Raw genomic sequence first — 19145 nt, 5'->3', positions numbered from 1 at the left:
AGGCCCGCTGTTACGCTTGGCGATGCCGTTTGACCGGCCGCGGACAGAGAGCGCCCAGGTGGACATGCCCTGGAGCACCGCGCAACAAGATGAGAAGGAGTCGGTCATCCATGCCATTGGACGCTGACGTGAAGAAGCAGATCATGGCCGAGTACGCCACCAAGGACGGCGACACCGGCTCCCCCGAGGTGCAGATCGCGATGCTGACGCAGCGCATCAAGGACCTCACCGAGCACTCTCGGGCTCACAAGCACGACCACCACAGCCGTCGTGGTCTCCTCCTGCTCGTCGGCCGCCGCAAGCGCATGCTGCGCTACCTCGAGGCGACCGACATCGAGCGCTACCGATCGCTCATCAAGCGACTCGGCCTGCGTCGATGAACACGTGACGAAAGGCGGTCACCGCAGTCCTGCGGTGACCGCCTTTCGTCGTGGTGAGGCTCGCACCCCCGCTGGTCCGCGGCCCGCCTGATGAAACCCCGCACACAACGACGATGTGCGTGGGCACGAAGAGAGAAAGAAAGCGAGGGCCCCTACATGGAGGGTCCAGACATCACCTTCGCCGAGGCCGTCATCGACAACGGCAGCCTCGGGACTCGCACGGTCCGCTTCGAGACCGGGCGCCTGGCCAAGCAGGCCGGGGGAGCCGTCGTCGCGTACCTCGACGAGGACACGATGATCATGTCGACGACGTCCGCGGGAAAGACCCCCAAGGACCAGTTCGACTTCTTCCCGCTCACCGTTGACGTTGAGGAGCGGATGTACTCCGTGGGCCGGATCCCCGGCTCGTTCTTCCGTCGCGAGGGCCGCCCCACGACCGAGGCGATCCTCACCTGCCGGCTCATCGACCGGCCGCTGCGCCCGACCTTCAAGAAGGGCCTGCGCAACGAGGTCCAGGTCATCATCACGGTGTTCGCCCTGAACCCGGACCACCAGTACGACGTGCTCGCGATCAACGCCGCGAGCGCCTCGACGCAGATCTCCGGCCTGCCGTTCTCCGGCCCGATCGGTGGCGTGCGGGTCTCGCTCATCGACGGCCAGTGGGTCGCGTTCCCGAACTTCTCGGACATCGAGCGCTCCGTCTTCGACATGGTCGTCGCGGGCCGTGTCGTGTCGGGTTCGGGTGGCGATGACGTCGCGATCATGATGGTCGAGGCGGAGTCGACCGAGTCGACGTGGAGCCTCGTCAGGCACGAGGGCAAGCAGGCGCCGACCGAGGAGGTCGTCGCCGAGGGCCTCGAGGCGAGCAAGAAGTTCATCAAGGTGCTGTGCGAGGCGCAGGCCGAGCTGGCTGCCAAGGCGGCCAAGCCGGTGGAGGACTTCCCCGTCTTCCTCGACTACGAGGACGACGTCTACGCCGCCGTCGAGGAGGCCGCCTCGGCCGACACGGCTGCCGCCCTGACGATCGCCGGCAAGACCGAGCGCGAGGACCGGCTCGACGAGATCAAGTCGGCGCTGCACCTCAAGCTCGTCGGGGAGGGTGAGGACAGCGACGTGCACGGCCCGTTCGCGGGTCGGCGCAAGGAGGTTTCGGCCGCGTTCCGCGCGCTGCAGAAGAAGCTGGTCCGCCAGCGCATCCTGCGCGACGAGGTCCGCATCGACGGCCGTGGTCTCGCCGACATCCGCGCCCTCGGCGCCGAGGTCGAGGTCCTGCCGCGTGTCCACGGCTCGGCCATCTTCGAGCGCGGCGAGACCCAGATCATGGGGGTCACGACGCTCAACATGCTCAAGATGGAGCAGCAGCTCGACACGCTGAACCCGCAGACGCGCAAGCGCTACATGCACAACTACAACTTCCCGCCCTACAGCACCGGTGAGACCGGGCGCGTGGGCTCGCCCAAGCGTCGCGAGATCGGCCACGGAGCGCTTGCCGAGCGCGCCCTCATGCCGGTGCTGCCGACGCGCGAGGAGTTCCCCTACGCGATCCGCCAGGTGTCCGAGGCCCTCGGATCCAACGGCTCGACGTCGATGGGCTCGGTCTGTGCCTCGACCCTGTCGCTGCTCAACGCCGGTGTGCCGCTGCGCGCCCCGGTGGCCGGCATCGCGATGGGTCTCGTTTCCGACGAGGTTGACGGGGAGACGCGGTACGCCGCCCTGACCGACATCCTCGGCGCAGAGGACGCCTTCGGTGACATGGACTTCAAGGTCGCCGGCACCAAGGAGTTCGTCACGGCGATCCAGCTCGACACGAAGCTCGACGGCATCCCGGCGTCGGTCCTCGCCGGCGCGCTCACCCAGGCCCGCAACGCCCGGCTGCACATCCTCGACGTCATGGCCGAGGCCATCGACGTGCCCGACGAGATGAGCCCCTATGCGCCGCGGATCATCACGGTGAAGGTCCCCGTGGACAAGATCGGTGAGGTCATCGGCCCGAAGGGCAAGATGATCAACCAGATCCAGGACGACACCGGAGCCGACATCTCGATCGAGGACGACGGCACTGTGTTCATCGGAGCCGTCGACGGCCCGTCTGCGGAGGCGGCTCGCGCGGCGATCAATGCCATCGCGAACCCGCAGATGCCGGAGGTCGGCGAGCGCTTCCTCGGCACGGTCGTCAAGACGACGACGTTCGGTGCGTTCATCTCGCTGCTGCCCGGCAAGGACGGCCTGCTGCACATCTCCGAGGTGCGCAAGCTCGTCGGCGGCAAGCGGATCGACAGCGTCGACGACGTGGTCAAGGTGGGCCAGAAGATCCAGGTCGAGCTCAAGGAGATCGACCCGCGCGGCAAGCTCTCGCTCGCGGCTGTCCTGCCCGAGGGAGAGGCCGACACCAAGGCCGAGCCCGCCAAGGCCGAGGAACCGGCTGACGCCTGAGTCACCGACGCGGATGTGAAGCGGCCCGGAACCCCTCGCGGTTCCGGGCCGCTTCGATGCAGGAGCCGGTCAGAAGATTGCGTTGATCCCGTTCCAGCCCGTCCCAATCTGGACTCGCGTCGCCCACCCTCCGGACGCGGTCCGCGCGTACAGCCACAAGGCGCCGGTCCGGTCCCGGGCGACGACGTCGACCACTCGATCACCGGTGAGGTCCCCGGGGCTCATGATTGCGGTCATGCCATTCCACCCGGTGCCGATCCGCACCCGGGGCAGCCAGCCGCCGGACCCGTTGCCGGGGTACAGCCAGAGGTACCCGGTGCTCGACTCGCGAGCCAGGACATCCGCCCGTCCGTCACCGTTGACGTCCCCGGCTCCGATCAACCGGTTGAACACGTTCCAGCCGGTGCCCACCCGTCGCGATCCCTTCCACCCGCCCGAGCCGTTCCCGGCGTAGAGGAACAGCTCTCCGGTCGAGGCCTTGCGAGCGAGGACGTCGACGCGCTGGTCGCCGTCGAAGTCCCCGGGACCGATGATCGCGTTGAACGGGTTCCAGCCCGTACCAACTCGGACCCTGGTGGACCAGCCTCCCTTGCCCGTGCCCCGGTACATCCACAGGTCGCCCGTGGCTGCCTCCCGCGCCAGCACGTCAAGTGCCCCGTCACCGCTGAAGTCGCCGACCGTCTCGAGAGCGCTGAATGCCCCCCAACCGGTGCCGATCTGAAGGCGGGAGGCGAGTCGGCCGTTGCCTCGGCCGGGATAGAGATTCAGCGTGCTGTCGGAGCTACGCCTCGCCAGGACGTCGTTGTTCCAGTCCCCGTTGAAGTCGGCCGTGGAATTGGAGAGCGTCGAGGCGGGAATGGGCAGGTTGCTGAACGCGTAGGTGCCACAGGTCCGGTCATAGTCCCGGGTGTCGTCGTACCACTGCGAGAGGTACACGCGCCCACCCGAGAAGCTCGCCTGCGTGCACCGGTCCAGAGCCTCGTCAGGGTAGTCCAGTCGCCCGGCCGTCGCCCACACGGGGACACCCGGCAGGCGCCAACCGCCGGTGATCTCCTGCCAGCCGTTGGCGAAGGAGTAGAGGCCGTAGGCGTAGCCGTTGTCGCGGAGGCCGCGCATCAGGCCCTCGACGACGTACCGGTTCTCGCGTTGCTGGGCTGCATTGCCTGAGGGCCAGGGTTGCGCCGGGCGTGGTTCGACATCGATCCAGACGACGGGCGGCCGCCAGCCGATGCGAGCCAGCGTCGCCACGGCGTACCTGGCTTCTGCATACCCGACGTTGGAGAGCCGGCCCGCCCGGGTGCTGGTCGACCACGGGCCCTGCGAACCATAGGTGCTCAGCTGCGCGCTCGTCGGGAAGGCGGCCATGGTGTACCCGTGAGCCGGCTTGCTCCGATCCCGGACCCAGGCGACCTGCGACGCGAGACATGGGTTCTCGGTGAACGGCAGGCCTTTGGTCAGGCCCACGATGACGAACTGGGTGCTGTCCGGGGGCATGGGCAGGTCGAACCCGCCGACGCTCGACGCGCACTGCGGCCAGGAGACGTCGTGGCCAAAAAGGGTCGCGGCCTGAGCGGGCGGCGCGATGGCAGGCACGAGGCCGATCAGCAGCGCCACGGCGGCGAGCGGTGCGAGAAGGATCCGGCGGACCCTCCGGAGGTTGGTGCGGGCACGGAAATCACGCATGATGACCACTTCCTCACATCAGCTCAAGTATGCGATGAGACCGAAGCCGACGTTGGGCCTTTGGTCCCGAAGGTGCGATGCTGGCGAGACGGGCGGAGAGCGGTGACCCGGTGGATAGGGTTGCGTCGTGACGGACATCAAGGTCGCGGTGATCGGGGCAAGGGGTCGGATGGGTTCCGAGGCCGTGCGGGCCGTTGAGGAGGCCGAGGGACTGAGGCTCGTCGGCGCGTACGGCTCGAGTGACGAGCTGGGCGACCTGGGCGGCGCTGACGTCGCCGTCGAGCTGACCGTCCCCGCCGCATCACCGGACAACGTCGCTTGGTGCGTGGACCGAGGCGTTCACGTCGTCGTCGGCACCACCGGCTGGGACGACGCTCGAGTGGCAGCCCTGCGACACCGGCTCGAGGGGGCCCCGCCAGCCCGCACCGGCTCGGGGGTCGGCGTGCTCATTGCGCCGAACTTCGCGATCGGAGCCCTGCTCATGATGTCGGTGGCCGCCAAGGCGGCGGCGTACTTCGAATCCGTCGAGATCATCGAGCTGCACCATCCGGGCAAGGTCGATGCGCCGTCCGGAACGGCCGCACGCACGGCTGCCCTCATCGGGGCTGCGCGCGACGAGGCCGGCCTGCCCCCCGTCCCCGACGCAACCACCCACGATCCGGAGGGCGCTCGCGGGGCCCAGCTCAGCGGCATACACGTGCACTCGGTGAGGCTGCGTGGGCTGGTTGCGCACCAGGAGATCCTCCTCGGCAACGCCGGCGAGCAGCTCACGATCCGCCACGACTCGTTCGACCGGGCCTCCTTCATGCCGGGCGTGATCGGCGCGGTCCGGGCCGTCGCCGACCACCCGGGCCTCACCGTGGGGTTGGAGAAGTACCTCGGCCTCGACTGACCTGAGTCACTGGGCCCGTTGCCCGCCGCCGCCGCCCGAGCCTCGCCAGGGCTCGGGCAGCTCGGCCGCCAGGTCCACCGGCGCGCGCATCCGCCAGGCATCGACGACGAGCTCGTCGAGCCGGTCGGTGTCCACCGCCTCGAGACGCAGCATGACGAGTGGCCAGCCGTCATAGGCGGGAGTGGTGAAGAACAGGTCCGGCTCGCCAAGGAGCAGCGCCTGCTTCTCGGCCTCGTCCCCGACGAAGAGGACGGCGATGTCGGTACGGATGACCCGGCGCCGGCCTGGGCTGCGCTCCGGGTAGGACCACACGAATCCCTTGTCGCCCACCCGGAAGTCGAAGCCATCGCTGTCGATCTCGACGACGTGTGGCAGGCGAAGGGCGATCCGACGCACGTCGTCCGCGTCGGCCATCAGGCCCAGCCGGCGAGTCGCAGGAGAGCGGCGGTCGCCGCTCCAAGGACGACGACGACGATGAACGGCGCCCGGAGGATCAGCGCAACAACCGCCACGCCCACCGCGGCGAGGCGCGCGTCGAGCGTCCAGGTACCACCCGGGCCGGTCAGGGTCTGGATCGCGACGAGGGCAGCGAGCAGCGCGACGGGCAGCGCCGCGGTGACGCGCTTGACGTGGGGCTCGGCCAGCAGGTCGGCCGGCACGAGGTAGCCAACGAGCTTGAGCCCGAAAGCGATGGCGGCCGCGGCGAGCAGCGCGACCCACATGCTCATGACTGCACCTCCGGCTCCGACTGGCGCGGCCCCGGGTCCCGCGCCTCCTCGCCGATGCCACCTGCGCCTCGACGCGGTTCGCGCCAGGCGATGAGCGCGGCCAGTGCCGCGACGATGACCGGGACGCCGGGCGGAGTCGCTGGTGCGAGCACGACCGCGACCACAGCGGCGACGACGGCAATCGCGACGGCGTCACGGTTCTTCAGCCGGGGCCAGAGCAGGGCGGTGAACGCAGCGCAGGCCGCCGCGTCGAGACCCCAGGTCTTGGGGTCCCCGAGGGCGTTGCCCACGAGGGCGCCCACGAGCGTCGTGAGGTTCCACAACGCGAAGACAGTCAGACCGGTCAGCCAGAACCCGAGGCGCGCAGCCTTGACGTGCGACTGGGACACCGCGACCGCGGTCGACTCGTCGATGGTGACGTGCGCGGCGGCGAGCCGTCGGACGCCGCGGACCCCGAGCAGCTGGGTCAGCTCCAGGGCATAGAGACCGTTGCGGACGCCAAGGAGCGAAGACGCGGCGATCGCGGCCGGGGCCGCATGCAGGCCGGCCGAGATGATCCCGATGAAGGCGAACTGCGAGCCGCCCGTGAACATCAGCAACGAGAGGGCACACGCCTGCCACACGTCGAGGCCGGCAGAGACCGCCAGAGCCCCGAAGCTGATGCCATAGGCGCCCGTCGCGATCCCGACGGACAGGGCCTCGCGGACGACGAGGCGGCGCTCCTCTGTGCGCAGCACGTCTGCTGTCATGCCGCCTCCAAGGAGGCGGAGAGACGGACCTCCTCGGCGCTCTCGCCGTCGCGGCCCACCACCCGCTCACGGTGGGCGCCGTCCGTGTCCAGTCCAGCCGCGACGAGGAACCCGCGCACCTCCTCGGCGGAGGCGAGGGCCCAAGCGGTCAACCGGTCACGTCCACGGGCCCGGGCCGTGTCGACGACGGCATGGAGCAGGCGGGAGCCATGGCCCTGGCGCCGCGCCTCCGGATGAACGGCGAGCACGAGCAGCTCGGCGGTCCTGTCGTCGGCGTCGGGATCGCTCGATGCGCCCACCGCCGCCAATCCGACCACCTGCTCGCCCGCGCACGCCACGAGCAGAACACCGTCGTCTGCCGCGGCACCCTGGAGCGTCGTCCGCCACGCGGTCGCGAACGCCTGGGGCTGGAACTCGGCGATGACCTCGGGAGCCAGCTCAGCGGCATACGCCTCACGGAAGACGACCGCCTGGACGAACCCGATGGCAGGGGCATCGGACACTCGGGCGAGCCGGACGCTGGCGTCGGCGAGGGGGCCGGGCGGGTGGTCGTGCCCTGGGTGGACGGGGTGGTGCGGTTGGTTCACCACAGCATCGTCTCAGGCGCTCCGCGCGTGCGAGAAAGGGCCACTTTGGTGCGACTGGCGCCCATCTCGCATACTGGACGCATGTATGGCAACGACGTCATCGACCCGAACGAGCCGCTCAACGCGGCGGAGACGGGCGCCTACGACGAGGCTCTCGCACACGACGACCGCCGCGAGCAGGTCGGCGGCGGTTTCGATGCCCTCATCTCCGCTGACCAGCGGATCGAGCCACGGGACGCGATGCCGGACGAGTACCGGCAGACCCTGATCCGCCAGATCGCGCAGCACGCCCACTCCGAGATCATCGGCATGCAGCCCGAGGGCAACTGGATCACCCGCGCCCCCTCGCTGCGCCGCAAGGCGATCCTCATCGCCAAGGTCCAGGACGAGGCGGGGCACGGCCTCTACCTCTACAGCGCGGCCGAGACGCTCGGCGTCGACCGCGCCGAGCTGCTCGACCGGCTGCACAGCGGCAAGCAGAAGTACTCGTCCATCTTCAACTACCCGACGCTGACCTGGGCCGACTGCGGCGCGATCGGCTGGCTCGTCGACGGCGCCGCGATCATGAACCAGGTGCCGCTGTGCCGGTGCTCCTACGGCCCCTACGCGCGCGCCATGATCCGCGTGTGCAAGGAGGAGTCGTTCCACCAGCGGCAGGGCTTCGAGATCCTCTGGAACCTCATGCGCGGCACCGAGGCGCAGCAGGCCATGGCCCAGGACGCCGCCAACCGGTGGTGGTGGCCGGCGCTGATGATGTTCGGCCCGCCCGACACCGGTGACGCCGCCAAGGGGGGGCACACCGCACAGTCGATGGCGTGGGGGATCAAGCGGTTCAGCAACGACGACCTGCGCCAGAAGTTCGTCGACATGATGGTGCCGCAGGCGGACAAGCTCGGCATCGTCCTGCCCGACCCGGAGCTGAGGTGGAACGAGGAGCGCGGGCACTACGACTTCGGGCCCATCGACTGGGACGAGTTCTGGCGGGTCCTGCGCGGTGACGGCCCGTGCAACGCCGAGCGGATCGCCCACCGCCGCCGCGCCCACGAGGAGGGTGCGTGGGTGCGCGAGGCCGCCAACGCCTACGCCGCGAAGCACGCCGACGAGCTGAAGGGAAGTGCCGCGTGACCGAACCCGTCTCCGGGCCCGCCGAGAAGAGCTGGCCGCTCTGGGAGGTGTTCGTCCGCGGGAAGCGAGGGCTCTCGCACGCCCACGTCGGCTCGCTGCACGCCCCGGACGCCCAGATGGCGCTGCGCAACGGTCGCGACGTCTACACCCGCCGTCAGGAGGGCGTCTCGATCTGGGTCGTCCGCGCCTCCGACATCGTCGCGAGCAGCCCGGAGGAGAAGGACTCCTTCTTCGACCCCGCGGCCGACAAGGTCTACCGGCACCCGTCGTTCTATGAGGTGCCCGAGGATGTCGAGTACCTGTGATGGCCGAGAACTCTTCTGCTGCATATCTGCTCGGCGTGGCCGATGACGCGATGGTCTACGCGCAGCGGCTGGCGGAGTGGATGACCAACGCCCCGCAGCTCGAGGAGGACATGGCGCTCGGCAACATCGCGCTGGATCTCCTCGGGCAGGCGCGCGGGCTCTATCCCTACGTCGGCTCGCTCGACGGGACGGGGCGCAGCGAGGACGACTACGCCATGACGCGGGACGAGCGGGACTGGCGCAACGTCCACCTCGTCGAGCAGGAGCGGGGTGACTTCGGGCGGGAGATGGCGCGGTTGCTGTGGTTTTCCTCGTACCAGAAGCAGTTGTATGCCGCTCTGCTCGCTTCCAGCGACGGCGTCCTCGCCGGGGTGGCCGGGAAGGCGCTCAAGGAGGTGCGCTACCACGTCGACCACGCGGCCCAGTGGGTGGTGCGGCTCGGTGATGGCACCGAGGAGTCGCACCGCCGGATGCAGGCAGGCCTGGAGTGGGTGCTGCCGTACCTGGCCGAGCTCTTCGTCGACGACGAGGCCTCCGTGGCGGCCGCGAAGGCCGGGGTCGGGGTCCTGCCCTCGTCGCTGCACGATGCGGTCGTCACTACCGTGGGTGCCGTCGTCGAGCAGGCGACGCTGACCCTCCCGGACGACCCGACATGGCGCTCCCGTGGCGGACGCGCCGGGATCCACTCGGCCCCGATGGGTTACCTGCTTGCCGAGATGCAGCACATCGCCCGCTCCCACCCGGGCGCGACGTGGTGAGCCCGATGGCGACACTTCCGACGAAAGCCGCTGTCGCTGAAGCGATCTCACGGATCCCGGACCCCGAGATCCCGGTCATCTCCATTGCCGACCTCGGCATCCTGCGGGACGTTGAGGTCGACGAGGACGCCCAGGCGCTCGTCGTGACCATCACGCCGACGTACTCCGGCTGCCCCGCGATGGCGGCGATCACGGACCGGATCCGGTGGGAGGCCGAGGCCCACGGCTACCAGGCCGAGGTGCAGACCCGGCTGTCGCCCGCGTGGACGACCGACTGGATGACCGAGGAGGGCCGGGCAGCGCTCGAGCGCTTCGGCATCGCGCCGCCCGGACCGGTCGGGCCGGTCCCTGAAGGGGAGGGCCGTGGTCCCGTTCCCGTCCAGCTCCAGCGGCACGTCGTCAGCTGCCCGCTGTGCGGCTCGAGCGACACGACCGAGATCACCCACTTCGGGTCCACCGCGTGCAAGGCCCTGCGCCGGTGCAACGCGTGCGGTGAGCCCTTCGACGAGTTCAAGGCCATCTGAATGACCGACCTCACCACCGAGGGCGCTCCCGCCCGCCACCGGGCGCGCTTCCACGACCTGACCGTGGCCGATGTCGAGCGGCTCACCGATGAGTCCGTCGCCATCACCTTCGCGGTCCCGCCCGAGCTCGCCGACGAGTACCGGTTCGAGCCGGGCCAGCACCTGACGTTGCGCGCGACGATCAACGGCGAGGAGGTCCGCCAGTCCTACTCGATCTGTCAGTCCCGCGGGGCCGCCACCGCCAGCCGTACCCTGCGGGTCGCCGCAGCGCGGGTCCCCGAGGGACGGATGTCGAACTGGCTCAACGACGTCGTGGCCGCGGGCGATGTGCTCGAGGTCATGACCCCGTTGGGCAGCTTCACGTGCGCGACCCAGCCCAGCGGCATACGGCATCATCTGGCGATCGCGGCAGGTTCCGGGATCACGCCGGTGATGTCCTTGCTCTCGACGGCACTCGAGGAAGAGCCGAGTTCTCGGGTGACGCTGCTCTACGGCAACCGAAGGACGAGCTCGATCATGTTCCTCGAGGAGCTCGAGGACCTGAAGAACCGTTTCGCCGGGCGTTTCCACCTGATCAACGTCCTCTCCCGCGAGGTGCAGGACGTCGAGCTGTTCAGCGGGCGACTCGACCCCGAGCGGCTCGAGCGGATCTTCGCCACGCTCGTGCCGGTCGGCTCCGTGGACGAGTGGTACCTCTGCGGACCCTTCGGGATGGTGACGTCGGCGGAGGCGCTGCTCGCGGGGCGAGGTGTCGACCCGCACCACATCCACCACGAGATCTTCCACGTCGACGACGGCACCGAGCCGAGGCGGAAGGTCGTCGTCGACGAGGGTGCACCGCCCGCGGCGACCGTGACGGTGAACCTCGACGGGCGCACGACGGTGGTTCCCATGCCGAGCCGCGACGAGACAATCCTCGACGCGACGCTCCGCCTGCGGCCCGACGCGCCCTTCTCGTGCACGAACGGCGTCTGCGGCACGTGCCGGGCCAGGCTCGTCTCCGGCGAGGTGCGGATGGACCGCAACTACGCACTCGAGCCGGACGAGGTCGCAGCCGGCATGGTCCTCACCTGCCAGAGCCACCCGGTGACCGACGACGTGTCGCTCGACTACGACGCCTGAGCGAGGAGGTGCCGGGCTCCGATCGCTCAATTCGGCTCGTGTGTGCAGCATTCGGGCTCTGGGCCCCGAAGGCTGCACACGGCGGACAGGCCCTTGCGTCGGACCGAAGCGGGGTTGTGGACAGCCCGGCGCTCGATGCGGTCACCTCGTTGATGCTGGGCGGGTGCCTGGCGACGAAGCGGCCCGAAGCTCCCACCGGCTGCTGTGTGCCCGGATTGCTGGCCAGTCGGGTCTGGTGACTCGCCAGCAGGCCCTCCAGGCGGGAATCACCGATGAGGAGATCCGGTGGAAGATCGCGTCCGCTCGCTGGGTGCGCGTGCACCCGGGCGTCTACCTCACCGAGCCAGGGCGCGACGACTGGGAGGTGCACGCCGTTGCCGCCCTGCTCTTCATGGGTCGACCAGCTGCTCTGTGTGGGCCGAGCGCGGCGCACGCCTGGGGACTGACCGCGTCAGCGGGAGAGAGCATCCACGTCATAGTGCCCGCCGGTCGACGCTCCAGCACAAGACCGGGCATCGTCGTGACCCGCTCGCGGCGCTTCCACGAGCGCGTCCATCCCGATGCCTGGCCGCATCGAACGACCGTGGAGCACACCGTGTTCGACCGAGCCATGGGCACGAGCCTCGACCGTGCTGTGGCCCTGATGGCCAAGGCGTGTCAGCTGCAGCAGACGGATGAGACCCGGCTGCGATCGGTCTTGGCGTCCAGGCCGAACCAGACCCATTTCGGGCTGCTGACGGAGATACTCGCTGACTTCGATGGCATCGAGAGCTCCGCTGAGCTGCGCTACCAGCGCGATGTCGTGGCTGCCCACGGGCTGCCGGCAGGCCATCGTCAGGAGCCGGGCGCCGGACGGACCTCCCGCGACGTCGACCACCCCGACCTGGCGGTCATTGTCGAGATCAACGGCAGACTCGGACACGAGGGGTGGTTGGGCCAGCAGCGCGACGGCCGGCGAGACCGAGTGGCCGCCGTCCAAGGTCGTCTGACCGTCAGGGTCTTCTGGATCGACGTCGCTCACACGCCCTGCCAACTCGGTGCTGAACTCGCGCAGATCTTCACATCACGCGGCTGGGCCGGCCTTCCGCATCGGTGCGCTCGGCCAGGCTGTGCCCTCGATGCGGCCGCTGCGTAGCGGCAAGGGTGGCGTGCGCACAAATCGGGGCCGGGGCACCGAACACCGCACACGACACCCCCGGCGCCTGCGCCACGGCTTGCCCCACGGGTCAGCACCCCCTGGTTACGCTGACTTCGTGCGGCAGTATCTCGAGCTTCTCGACCACGTCCTGACCCACGGGCAGGAGAAGTCCGACCGGACCGGGACCGGCACGCTCAGTGTCTTCGGCCACCAGATGCGTTTCGACCTTGCGGACGGGTTCCCGGCGATGACGACGAAGAAGCTGCACCTGCGCTCGATCATCGGAGAGCTGCTGTGGTTCCTCCGAGGTGACACGAACGTGCGCTGGCTCCAGGAGCGCGGCATCTCGATCTGGGATGAGTGGGCGGACAAGGACGGCAACCTCGGGCCGATCTACGGCTACCAGTGGCGCTCCTGGCCGACGCCGGACGGGCGCCGCGTCGACCAGATCGCGAAGGTCATCGAGCAGATCCGCACCAATCCGGACTCGCGGCGGCTCATCGTCTCGGCCTGGAACGTCGCGGATGTCGACGACATGGCGCTGCCCCCGTGCCACACGCTCTTCCAGTTCTACGTCGCCCCGCCCGGCGCGGACGGCAAACGGCGCCTCTCGTGCCAGCTCTACCAGCGCAGCGCCGACATCTTCCTCGGCGTGCCGTTCAACATCGCGAGCTATGCGCTGCTGACGCAGATGGTCGCCCAGCTGACCGGCCTGGAGCCCGGCGAGTTCGTCCACACGCTGGGCGACGCACATCTCTACCTCAACCACCTCGAGCAGGCCCGGCTCCAGCTGACGCGCACCCCGCACCCGCTGCCGACGATGCGGATCACTGCCGGCAAGACGAGCATCGACGAGTTCGACCTGGACGACTTCGAGCTCGTCGACTATGTGGCCGAGCCGGGCATTCGCGCCCCGATCGCTGTCTGAGCCCAGGCACTTGCTGACACAGTGGCTCCATGACGAACGTGACGATGATCGCCGCCGTCGGCCGCAACGGCGTGATCGGCGACGGCTCCTCGATGCCGTGGCACATCTCAGAGGACCTCAAGTTCTTCAAGCGCACGACGATGGGCCACCCGATGATCATGGGCAGGCGTACGTTCGACGCCATCGGCGTGCTGCCGGGCCGTCGGAGCATCGTGCTGACCCGGCAGGAGGACTGGCGCCACCCGGACGTCGAGACCGCGCACTCGCTGGCCGAGGCCCTGAGCCTCGCCGGACCCGCCGACGAGGTGTTCGTCATCGGGGGCGGCGAGGTCTACCGGGAGGCCATGCCGTATGCCGCTCGCCTCGTCATCACCGAGGTCGACCAGTCCCCGGAGGGCTCGGTCACCTTCCCGGAAGTCGACCTTTCCGAGTGGCAGGAGACCGAGCGCGAGTCGCATGACGAGTTTGCGTGGGTCACCTACCTGCGCCGCTGACCCGACCGGCCTGAAATTCGCCCGAAGGTCGTGTAACGCCGCTGCAGGCAACGCGATGGTAGGGGTGGCGAGGCACTACTCGGACCCCCGAGCGAGTAGTGCCTCGCTTCCCGCGCCCCGGCCTGCCCTGATCGAGTGAACAGGTTTCGGACAGAAGTGACCCCAAAGCTGTTCTTTCGATCGGAGTGGGCGCGCGTCGTCGCCGCCTGGAAGCGCGGAAAGCAGCGGGCGCTAACCTTGGCCCATGGCAGACGCACCCGGGCTAGGACGAGTTCTCTCGGCGATGGTGACGCCGATGCGGGCGGACGGATCGGTCGATCTGGACGCCGCCCAGCGGTTGGCCACGCATCTGGTCGACGAGGGCCACGACGGCATCATCGTGTCCGGGACGACGGGGGAGGCGCCGACGACCACGGCGGCTGAGAAGGAGGACCTCCTCCGGGTCGTCGTCGGCGCGGTCGGCGACCGGGCGGTCATCGTGGCCGGCGCGGGCAGCAACGACACCGCCAAGAGCGTCGAGTCGGCCCGCGTCGCTGAGAAGGTCGGCGCCAACGCGGTCCTTGCTGTCACGCCGTACTACAACAAGCCGCCGCAGGCGGGGCTCGTCGCCCACTTCCTCGCCCTCGCCGACGCGAGCGACCTCCCGGTCATGGTCTACGACATCCCCGGCCGATCCGGCATCGCCATCGCCCGCGAGACCTACCTTGCGATCGCCGAGCACGAGCGCATCGTCGCCGTCAAGGACGCCCGGGCCGACCTGTGGCTCGCCAGCCAGCTCATGGAGGCGACCGGCCTCGACTGGTACTCCGGCGACGACGCGATGAACCTGGCCCATTTCGTCAACGGCGCAGTGGGGTTCGTGGGCGTGACCTCGCAGACCTGCCCCGCGGTCTACCGACGCTTCGCCGACGCTGTCGTGGAGGGCCGCTGGGACGATGCCCGTGCCATCCACCGGTCGCTTCACGCCATGGTGGACGCCGTCATGAACGTCACGCAGGGCGCCATCATGGCCAAGGCGGCCCTCGCCGAGCAGGGCATCATCGAGTCCGCCACGGTGCGGCTGCCGCTCGTCGAGGCGACCCCCGAGCAGCGGCAGGTCGTTCGCTCCGCTCTGGCCACGGTCGCCTGACGAGCGCGCCCACTGCCGAGTTGCCCCAGCCAGCTCGTCTGACCTCGCACCCAACCGACAGGAACCCTGTGAGCCACCCCCACCCCGAGCTGACCGATCCGCCCGCCCTGCCCGGCAACGGCCTCCGGGTCGTCGCCCTCGGTGGGCTCGGCGAGGTCGGTCGGAATATGACCGTCCTCGAGACCCAGGGCCGGTTGCTCGTCATCGACTGCGGCGTGCTCTTCCCCGAGGACCACCATCCCGGGGTCGACCTGATCCTGCCCGACTTCTCCTACCTCGAGGACCGTCTCGACGACGTCGAGGCCATCGTCCTCACGCACGGGCACGAGGACCACATCGGCGCTGTTCCGTACCTGCTCCGCCTCAAGGAGGACATCCCCCTCATCGGCTCGACCCTGACGCTGGCGCTCGTCGAGGCCAAGCTCAAGGAGCACCGCATCCGGCCGTTCACCCTGGCCGTTGCGGAGGGGCAGCGCGAGCGGGTCGGCGCCTTCGACCTCGAGTTCGTGGCGGTGAACCACTCGATCCCCGATGCGCTCGCGGTCTTCGTGCGCACCAGGGCCGGCACCCTGCTCCACACCGGTGACTTCAAGATGGACCAGCTGCCGCTCGATGGCCGGATCACCGACCTGCGTGCCTTCGCCCGGCTGGGGGAGGAGGGCGTCGACCTGTTCCTGACGGACTCGACGAACGCCGACATGCCCGGCTTCACCACCCCTGAGCTCGAGATCGCCCCGGCCATCGACAAGGTCTTCCGGCATGCTGAGCGGCGCATCATCGTCGCCTGCTTCAGCAGCCATGTCCACCGGGTCCAGCAGGTGCTGGACGCGGCCGAGAAGGCCGGCCGCAAGGTCGCCTTCGTCGGCCGCTCGATGATCCGCAACATGGGGATCGCCGCCGATCTCGGCTTCCTGCACGTGCCCGACGGGATCCTCGTCGACGCGAAACGCTTCGGGGACCTGCCCGACGACAAGCTCGTGCTCATCAGCACCGGTTCGCAGGGCGAGCCGATGGCGGCCCTGTCCCGGATGGCCAACGGCGACCACCGGATCAATGTCGGCCCGGGCGACACCGTCCTGCTCGCCAGCAGCCTCATTCCAGGCAACGAGAACGCCGTCTACCGCGTCATCAACGGCCTCATGCGCCTCGGTGCGACCGTCGTGCACAAGGGGAACGCCAAGGTGCACGTCTCGGGCCACGCGAGCGCGGGCGAGCTGCTCTACTGCTACAACATCGTGCGACCGCGCAACGTCATGCCGGTGCACGGGGAGTGGCGCCACATGTACGCCAACGCCCAGCTCGCCATTCAGACGGGCGTGCCCGAGCGAAACGTCGTGCTCGCCGAGGACGGCGTCGTCGTCGACCTCGTCGACGGACACGCCAAGATCACGGGAGTCGTCGACTGCGGCTATATCTATGTCGACGGGACCAACATCGGCGGCGCCGACGAGGCGCTGCTCAAGGACCGTCGCATCCTCCGGGACGAGGGCTTCATCACGTGCATCGTCGTGCTCGACGCCGCGACCGGGAAGATCGCGTCCGGCCCGGAGATCACGGCGCGCGGCTTCGTCGAGGACCAGGAGATCTTCCGGCAGGTGATCCCCAAGGTGGAGCGGGCGATCGAGGAGGCCGTCGCCAATGGCGTTCGTGACGACCAGCAGCTCCAGCAGGTCATCCGGCGCGCTGTCGGCTCCTGGGTGGGCAGCAAGATCCGCCGACGCCCGATGATCATCCCAGTCGTCCTCCAGGCGTGACCCGGTCCGAGGTGCGTGCGAGAGCGCGCTGGTTCGACCTCGGCATCGGCGCGGTCCTCGTCGTCCTCGTGGCCACGGGCGCCGCGCGCTGGGTTGACACGACGGCGCAGCCGATCGTCGTGCTGCAGACCGCTGGCCCGTTCGTCGCGATGGGCCTCCTCGGCCTGCTCGTCGCAACAGCCCTGCTGCGGCGGTGGTGGATGCTGCTGCCGGTGACCGTGGCGGTGGTCGTCGCGGCGACCATTGCGCTCCCGGACTGGTTCGCCCACACGTCGCCGCACGCGCCACGTGACCTCACCGTCATGGCCGTCAACCTCTCGTTCGGCATGGCAGACCCGGACCAGGTCGCGGACGCAGTCCGGGCTCACGACGTCGACGTCCTCGTGGCCACCGAGATCACGCCGGAAGCGGAGCAGGCGCTCGGCGAGTCCGGGCTCGACGACTGGTTCATCGAGCAGGCGGGGGAGACCCGTCCGGACTCCTTCACCGGCACCGTGGTCTACTCGCGTTTCCCCCTGACGGAGGTGACCGGTCGCGACCCGGTCGACGAGCACACTCCGAGCCTTCAGCCGGAGGTCGTCGTTGACGTCAGCGGCACGCCGGTCCGGCTCAAGGCCGTGCACGTCATGGCGCCGTTGTCAGGCGAGACCGAGCAGTGGCGAGCCGGACTCAGGGCCTTGGCCACTTGGCGCGACCGCCAGTCAGGTGACGAACCGACCCTCCTCGCGGGCGACTTCAACGCCGATGAGGGGCATCCTGCGTTCCGGGCCCTCGAGGCCGGCCAACAGGATGCGCACCGGGTGGCGGGGCTGGGCTGGGTCCGGACGTGGCCCTTCGTCGACCATCGCATGCCGCCCTACGTCCAGCTCGACCACCTGCTCAGCCGCATGCTGACCGTCGTCGAGGCGGGACAGGTCGCAATCCATGGCACGGACCACGGCATCATCTGGGCGGTCTATTCGCTGCCGAAGCGCTGACCGGCCCTGCCTCACCAGGGGCGGGTCACCTCACGGTCGCGCGGGTCGGTGCCCGCAACGACCCAACCGGTGTCACCGTGTGTCCACGTTGCTGCAGGTCCGGCTTCGACGAGCTCGCGCACCGCACCGATGAGTCGCTCCACGCCTTCGACCGTCGTGCCGAGTCCGATGCTGGCACGAACGGCAGTGGCGACCCCCTCGCCCGGCGTGGCGGATCCCGGCTCGGCGAGCAGGTCATCGACGAGCAGGTGGGCGCAGAACCGCCCGTCCCGCACGCCGATCCCATGCTCGACGGACAGGACCTGAGAGACGAGCGACGGCTCGAGACCTCGGACGGTGAACGCCACCACGCCCACCCGGTCGTGGCCCTCGCCGAAGACCGACAGCTGCTCAACCCCGTCGACTGATCGCAAACCATCGCGGAGCCGGGCGAGGAGGCGCGACTCGTGCTGTTCGATCGCCTCGCGGTGGGCGTCGATCGTCGCGCACGCCGCCGCGAGCGCGATGGCCCCGATGACGTTGGGGCTGCCGCCCTCGTGCCGCGCAGGCCCGGTCGCCCAGCTCGTGCCGTGCTCGCCGACGGAGCGGGTCGCACCGCCGCCCCGCAGGTAGGGGGCGCCGGCATCGAGCCAGTCCGACCGCCCCGCAAGCACGCCCGCGCCGAAGGGAGCGTAGGTCTTGTGCCCCGAGAAGGCGACGTAGTCGACGTCCCACCCGGCCAGGTCGATGCGCCGATGTCCGGACAGCTGGGCGGCGTCGACCGCGATCCTTGCGCCGTGGTCGTGCGCGATCCGGGCGAAGTCCTCGATCGGCCACACCTCGCCCGTGACGTTGGACGCCGCCGTCACGACGACGAGTCGGGCGCCGTCAGGCTCCGCCGAGCCCGCGTCACGGAGCGCCGCGCGGAGCACCGAGCGGGCCTCCTCGATGCTGCGCGGCACGGGCAGCCGCACGGTCCGGTCGTCTCCCCAGGGCAGCAGGGTCGAGTGGTGCTCGGAGGCGAACACGAACACCGTGGTGGCTGCCGGCAGTGCCGTCGAGAGCGCCGACCAGGAGTCCGTTGTCGTCCGAGTGAAGATGACCGCGTCGTCGCCCCGCGCGCCGACGAACTGGGCCACCTGTGCACGAGCCTCCTCGTACCAGGCACTCGTCAGCCGGGACGCGTAACCCGCTCCACGGTGGACCGAGGCGTAGGTCTCGAGCGCCCGGTCGACCGCCGCCTTGACCGCGACCAGTGCAGGGGTCGAGGCAGCGTGGTCGAGGTTGGCGTAGCTCGTGGTCCCCGACACGGTGGGCACCTGCAGGTCGGCGCCGACGACAGCCGGCAGGGCAGGGTGGGCTGACGGTGTCGTCTCGGCGCGGGGGCGGCTGCGCAGCACGGGTGCGCGGTGGTTGCACGGGGACGTGGTGGTGCTCGGAAGGACGGACATGGCACTGGC

The 19145-nt window shown here is 69.6% G+C and carries 20 protein-coding genes; 14 read left to right on the top strand and 6 right to left on the bottom strand.

Features of this window, described 5'->3' with window-relative positions; all coding sequences use genetic code 11:
* Positions 1–110 precede the first annotated feature (110 nt).
* Together rpsO and ABF401_RS17485 are read left to right on the top strand one after the other, a co-directional pair.
* Entirely contained in the window at positions 111–380 is a 270-nt protein-coding gene (rpsO, locus tag ABF401_RS17490; protein ID WP_353510861.1) for a 30S ribosomal protein S15, read from the top strand.
* 156 nt (positions 381–536) lie between these two features.
* Positions 537–2813, top strand: coding sequence for a polyribonucleotide nucleotidyltransferase (locus ABF401_RS17485; protein WP_353510860.1), 2277 nt, complete (start codon positions 537–539; stop codon positions 2811–2813).
* Between the two features lie 69 nt (positions 2814–2882).
* Here the strand turns inward: ABF401_RS17485 and ABF401_RS17480 are convergent, their stop codons facing one another.
* A complete protein-coding gene (locus tag ABF401_RS17480; RefSeq protein WP_353510859.1) occupies positions 2883–4496 on the bottom strand; it encodes an FG-GAP-like repeat-containing protein in 1614 nt (537 codons plus the stop codon).
* Between the two features lie 127 nt (positions 4497–4623).
* Between ABF401_RS17480 and dapB the strand changes: the two genes are divergently transcribed.
* On the top strand, positions 4624–5388 hold the full coding sequence (gene dapB, locus ABF401_RS17475; RefSeq protein ID WP_353510858.1) for a 4-hydroxy-tetrahydrodipicolinate reductase: 765 nt from the start codon (positions 4624–4626) through the stop codon (positions 5386–5388).
* Between the two features lie 6 nt (positions 5389–5394).
* On the opposite strand, the gene ABF401_RS17470 is transcribed toward dapB, so the two are convergent.
* Genes ABF401_RS17470 through ABF401_RS17455 form a run of 4 tightly spaced genes read right to left on the bottom strand, consistent with a single transcriptional unit; the run spans position 5395 to position 7452 of the window.
* Positions 5395–5802, bottom strand: a complete 408-nt coding sequence (locus ABF401_RS17470; RefSeq protein ID WP_353510857.1) for an MmcQ/YjbR family DNA-binding protein — start codon at positions 5800–5802, stop codon at positions 5395–5397.
* Positions 5802–6116, bottom strand: a complete 315-nt coding sequence (locus tag ABF401_RS17465; protein WP_353510856.1) for an AzlD domain-containing protein — start codon at positions 6114–6116, stop codon at positions 5802–5804. Before ABF401_RS17465 ends, ABF401_RS17470 begins: the two co-directional genes overlap by 1 nt.
* On the bottom strand, positions 6113–6865 hold the full coding sequence (locus ABF401_RS17460; protein WP_353510855.1) for an AzlC family ABC transporter permease: 753 nt from the start codon (positions 6863–6865) through the stop codon (positions 6113–6115). The genes ABF401_RS17465 and ABF401_RS17460 overlap by 4 nt, the downstream gene beginning before the upstream one ends.
* Positions 6862–7452: a GNAT family N-acetyltransferase gene (locus ABF401_RS17455; protein ID WP_353510854.1), complete on the bottom strand. Its 591-nt coding sequence runs from the start codon at positions 7450–7452 to the stop codon at positions 6862–6864. The genes ABF401_RS17460 and ABF401_RS17455 overlap by 4 nt, the downstream gene beginning before the upstream one ends.
* Before the next feature lie 81 nt (positions 7453–7533).
* Here ABF401_RS17455 and paaA point away from each other — a divergent pair, with 81 nt between their 5' ends.
* The 11 genes from paaA to ABF401_RS17400 all read left to right on the top strand — a co-directional run bounded on the left by paaA (position 7534) and on the right by ABF401_RS17400 (position 17706).
* The gene (paaA, locus tag ABF401_RS17450) at positions 7534–8577 is read left to right on the top strand and encodes a 1,2-phenylacetyl-CoA epoxidase subunit PaaA (RefSeq protein WP_353510853.1); all 1044 of its coding nucleotides are present in this window, start codon (positions 7534–7536) and stop codon (positions 8575–8577) included.
* Entirely contained in the window at positions 8574–8882 is a 309-nt protein-coding gene (gene paaB, locus ABF401_RS17445; protein ID WP_353510852.1) for a 1,2-phenylacetyl-CoA epoxidase subunit PaaB, read from the top strand. Before paaA ends, paaB begins: the two co-directional genes overlap by 4 nt.
* Positions 8882–9640 carry a 1,2-phenylacetyl-CoA epoxidase subunit PaaC gene (gene paaC, locus ABF401_RS17440; protein WP_353510851.1) on the top strand — a complete coding sequence of 253 codons (759 nt, stop codon included), beginning with the start codon at positions 8882–8884 and terminating at the stop codon, positions 9638–9640. The genes paaB and paaC overlap by 1 nt, the downstream gene beginning before the upstream one ends.
* A gap of 5 nt (positions 9641–9645) precedes the next feature.
* Complete coding sequence (gene paaD, locus ABF401_RS17435; RefSeq protein ID WP_353510850.1) at positions 9646–10164, top strand: 1,2-phenylacetyl-CoA epoxidase subunit PaaD; 519 nt, start codon at positions 9646–9648, stop codon at positions 10162–10164.
* Complete coding sequence (paaE, locus tag ABF401_RS17430; RefSeq protein WP_353510849.1) at positions 10165–11286, top strand: 1,2-phenylacetyl-CoA epoxidase subunit PaaE; 1122 nt, start codon at positions 10165–10167, stop codon at positions 11284–11286. It begins immediately after the preceding gene.
* Between the two features lie 163 nt (positions 11287–11449).
* Positions 11450–12421, top strand: coding sequence for a type IV toxin-antitoxin system AbiEi family antitoxin domain-containing protein (locus tag ABF401_RS17425; protein ID WP_353510848.1), 972 nt, complete (start codon positions 11450–11452; stop codon positions 12419–12421).
* A gap of 118 nt (positions 12422–12539) precedes the next feature.
* On the top strand, positions 12540–13352 hold the full coding sequence (locus tag ABF401_RS17420) for a thymidylate synthase (protein WP_353510847.1): 813 nt from the start codon (positions 12540–12542) through the stop codon (positions 13350–13352).
* Between the two features lie 29 nt (positions 13353–13381).
* Positions 13382–13846 carry a dihydrofolate reductase gene (locus ABF401_RS17415; RefSeq protein ID WP_353510846.1) on the top strand — a complete coding sequence of 155 codons (465 nt, stop codon included), beginning with the start codon at positions 13382–13384 and terminating at the stop codon, positions 13844–13846.
* A 244-nt stretch (positions 13847–14090) separates the two neighbouring features.
* A complete protein-coding gene (dapA, locus tag ABF401_RS17410) occupies positions 14091–14975 on the top strand; it encodes a 4-hydroxy-tetrahydrodipicolinate synthase (RefSeq protein ID WP_353510845.1) in 885 nt (294 codons plus the stop codon).
* Positions 14976–15043: 68 nt separating this feature from the next.
* Positions 15044–16729 carry a ribonuclease J gene (locus ABF401_RS17405; protein WP_353510844.1) on the top strand — a complete coding sequence of 562 codons (1686 nt, stop codon included), beginning with the start codon at positions 15044–15046 and terminating at the stop codon, positions 16727–16729.
* Positions 16726–17706, top strand: coding sequence for an endonuclease/exonuclease/phosphatase family protein (locus tag ABF401_RS17400; RefSeq protein ID WP_353510843.1), 981 nt, complete (start codon positions 16726–16728; stop codon positions 17704–17706). The genes ABF401_RS17405 and ABF401_RS17400 overlap by 4 nt, the downstream gene beginning before the upstream one ends.
* 11 nt (positions 17707–17717) lie before the next feature.
* Here the strand turns inward: ABF401_RS17400 and ABF401_RS17395 are convergent, their stop codons facing one another.
* A complete protein-coding gene (locus ABF401_RS17395; RefSeq protein ID WP_353510842.1) occupies positions 17718–19136 on the bottom strand; it encodes an aminotransferase class V-fold PLP-dependent enzyme in 1419 nt (472 codons plus the stop codon).
* Between the last annotated feature and the right edge of the window lie 9 nt (positions 19137–19145).

The sequence above is a fragment of the Intrasporangium sp. genome (genome assembly GCF_040414665.1).
Classification (GTDB): Bacteria; Actinomycetota; Actinomycetes; order Actinomycetales; family Dermatophilaceae; genus Intrasporangium.
Note: the sequence above shows the minus strand (reverse complement) of the source record. Positions and strands in the feature narration are given on the sequence as shown.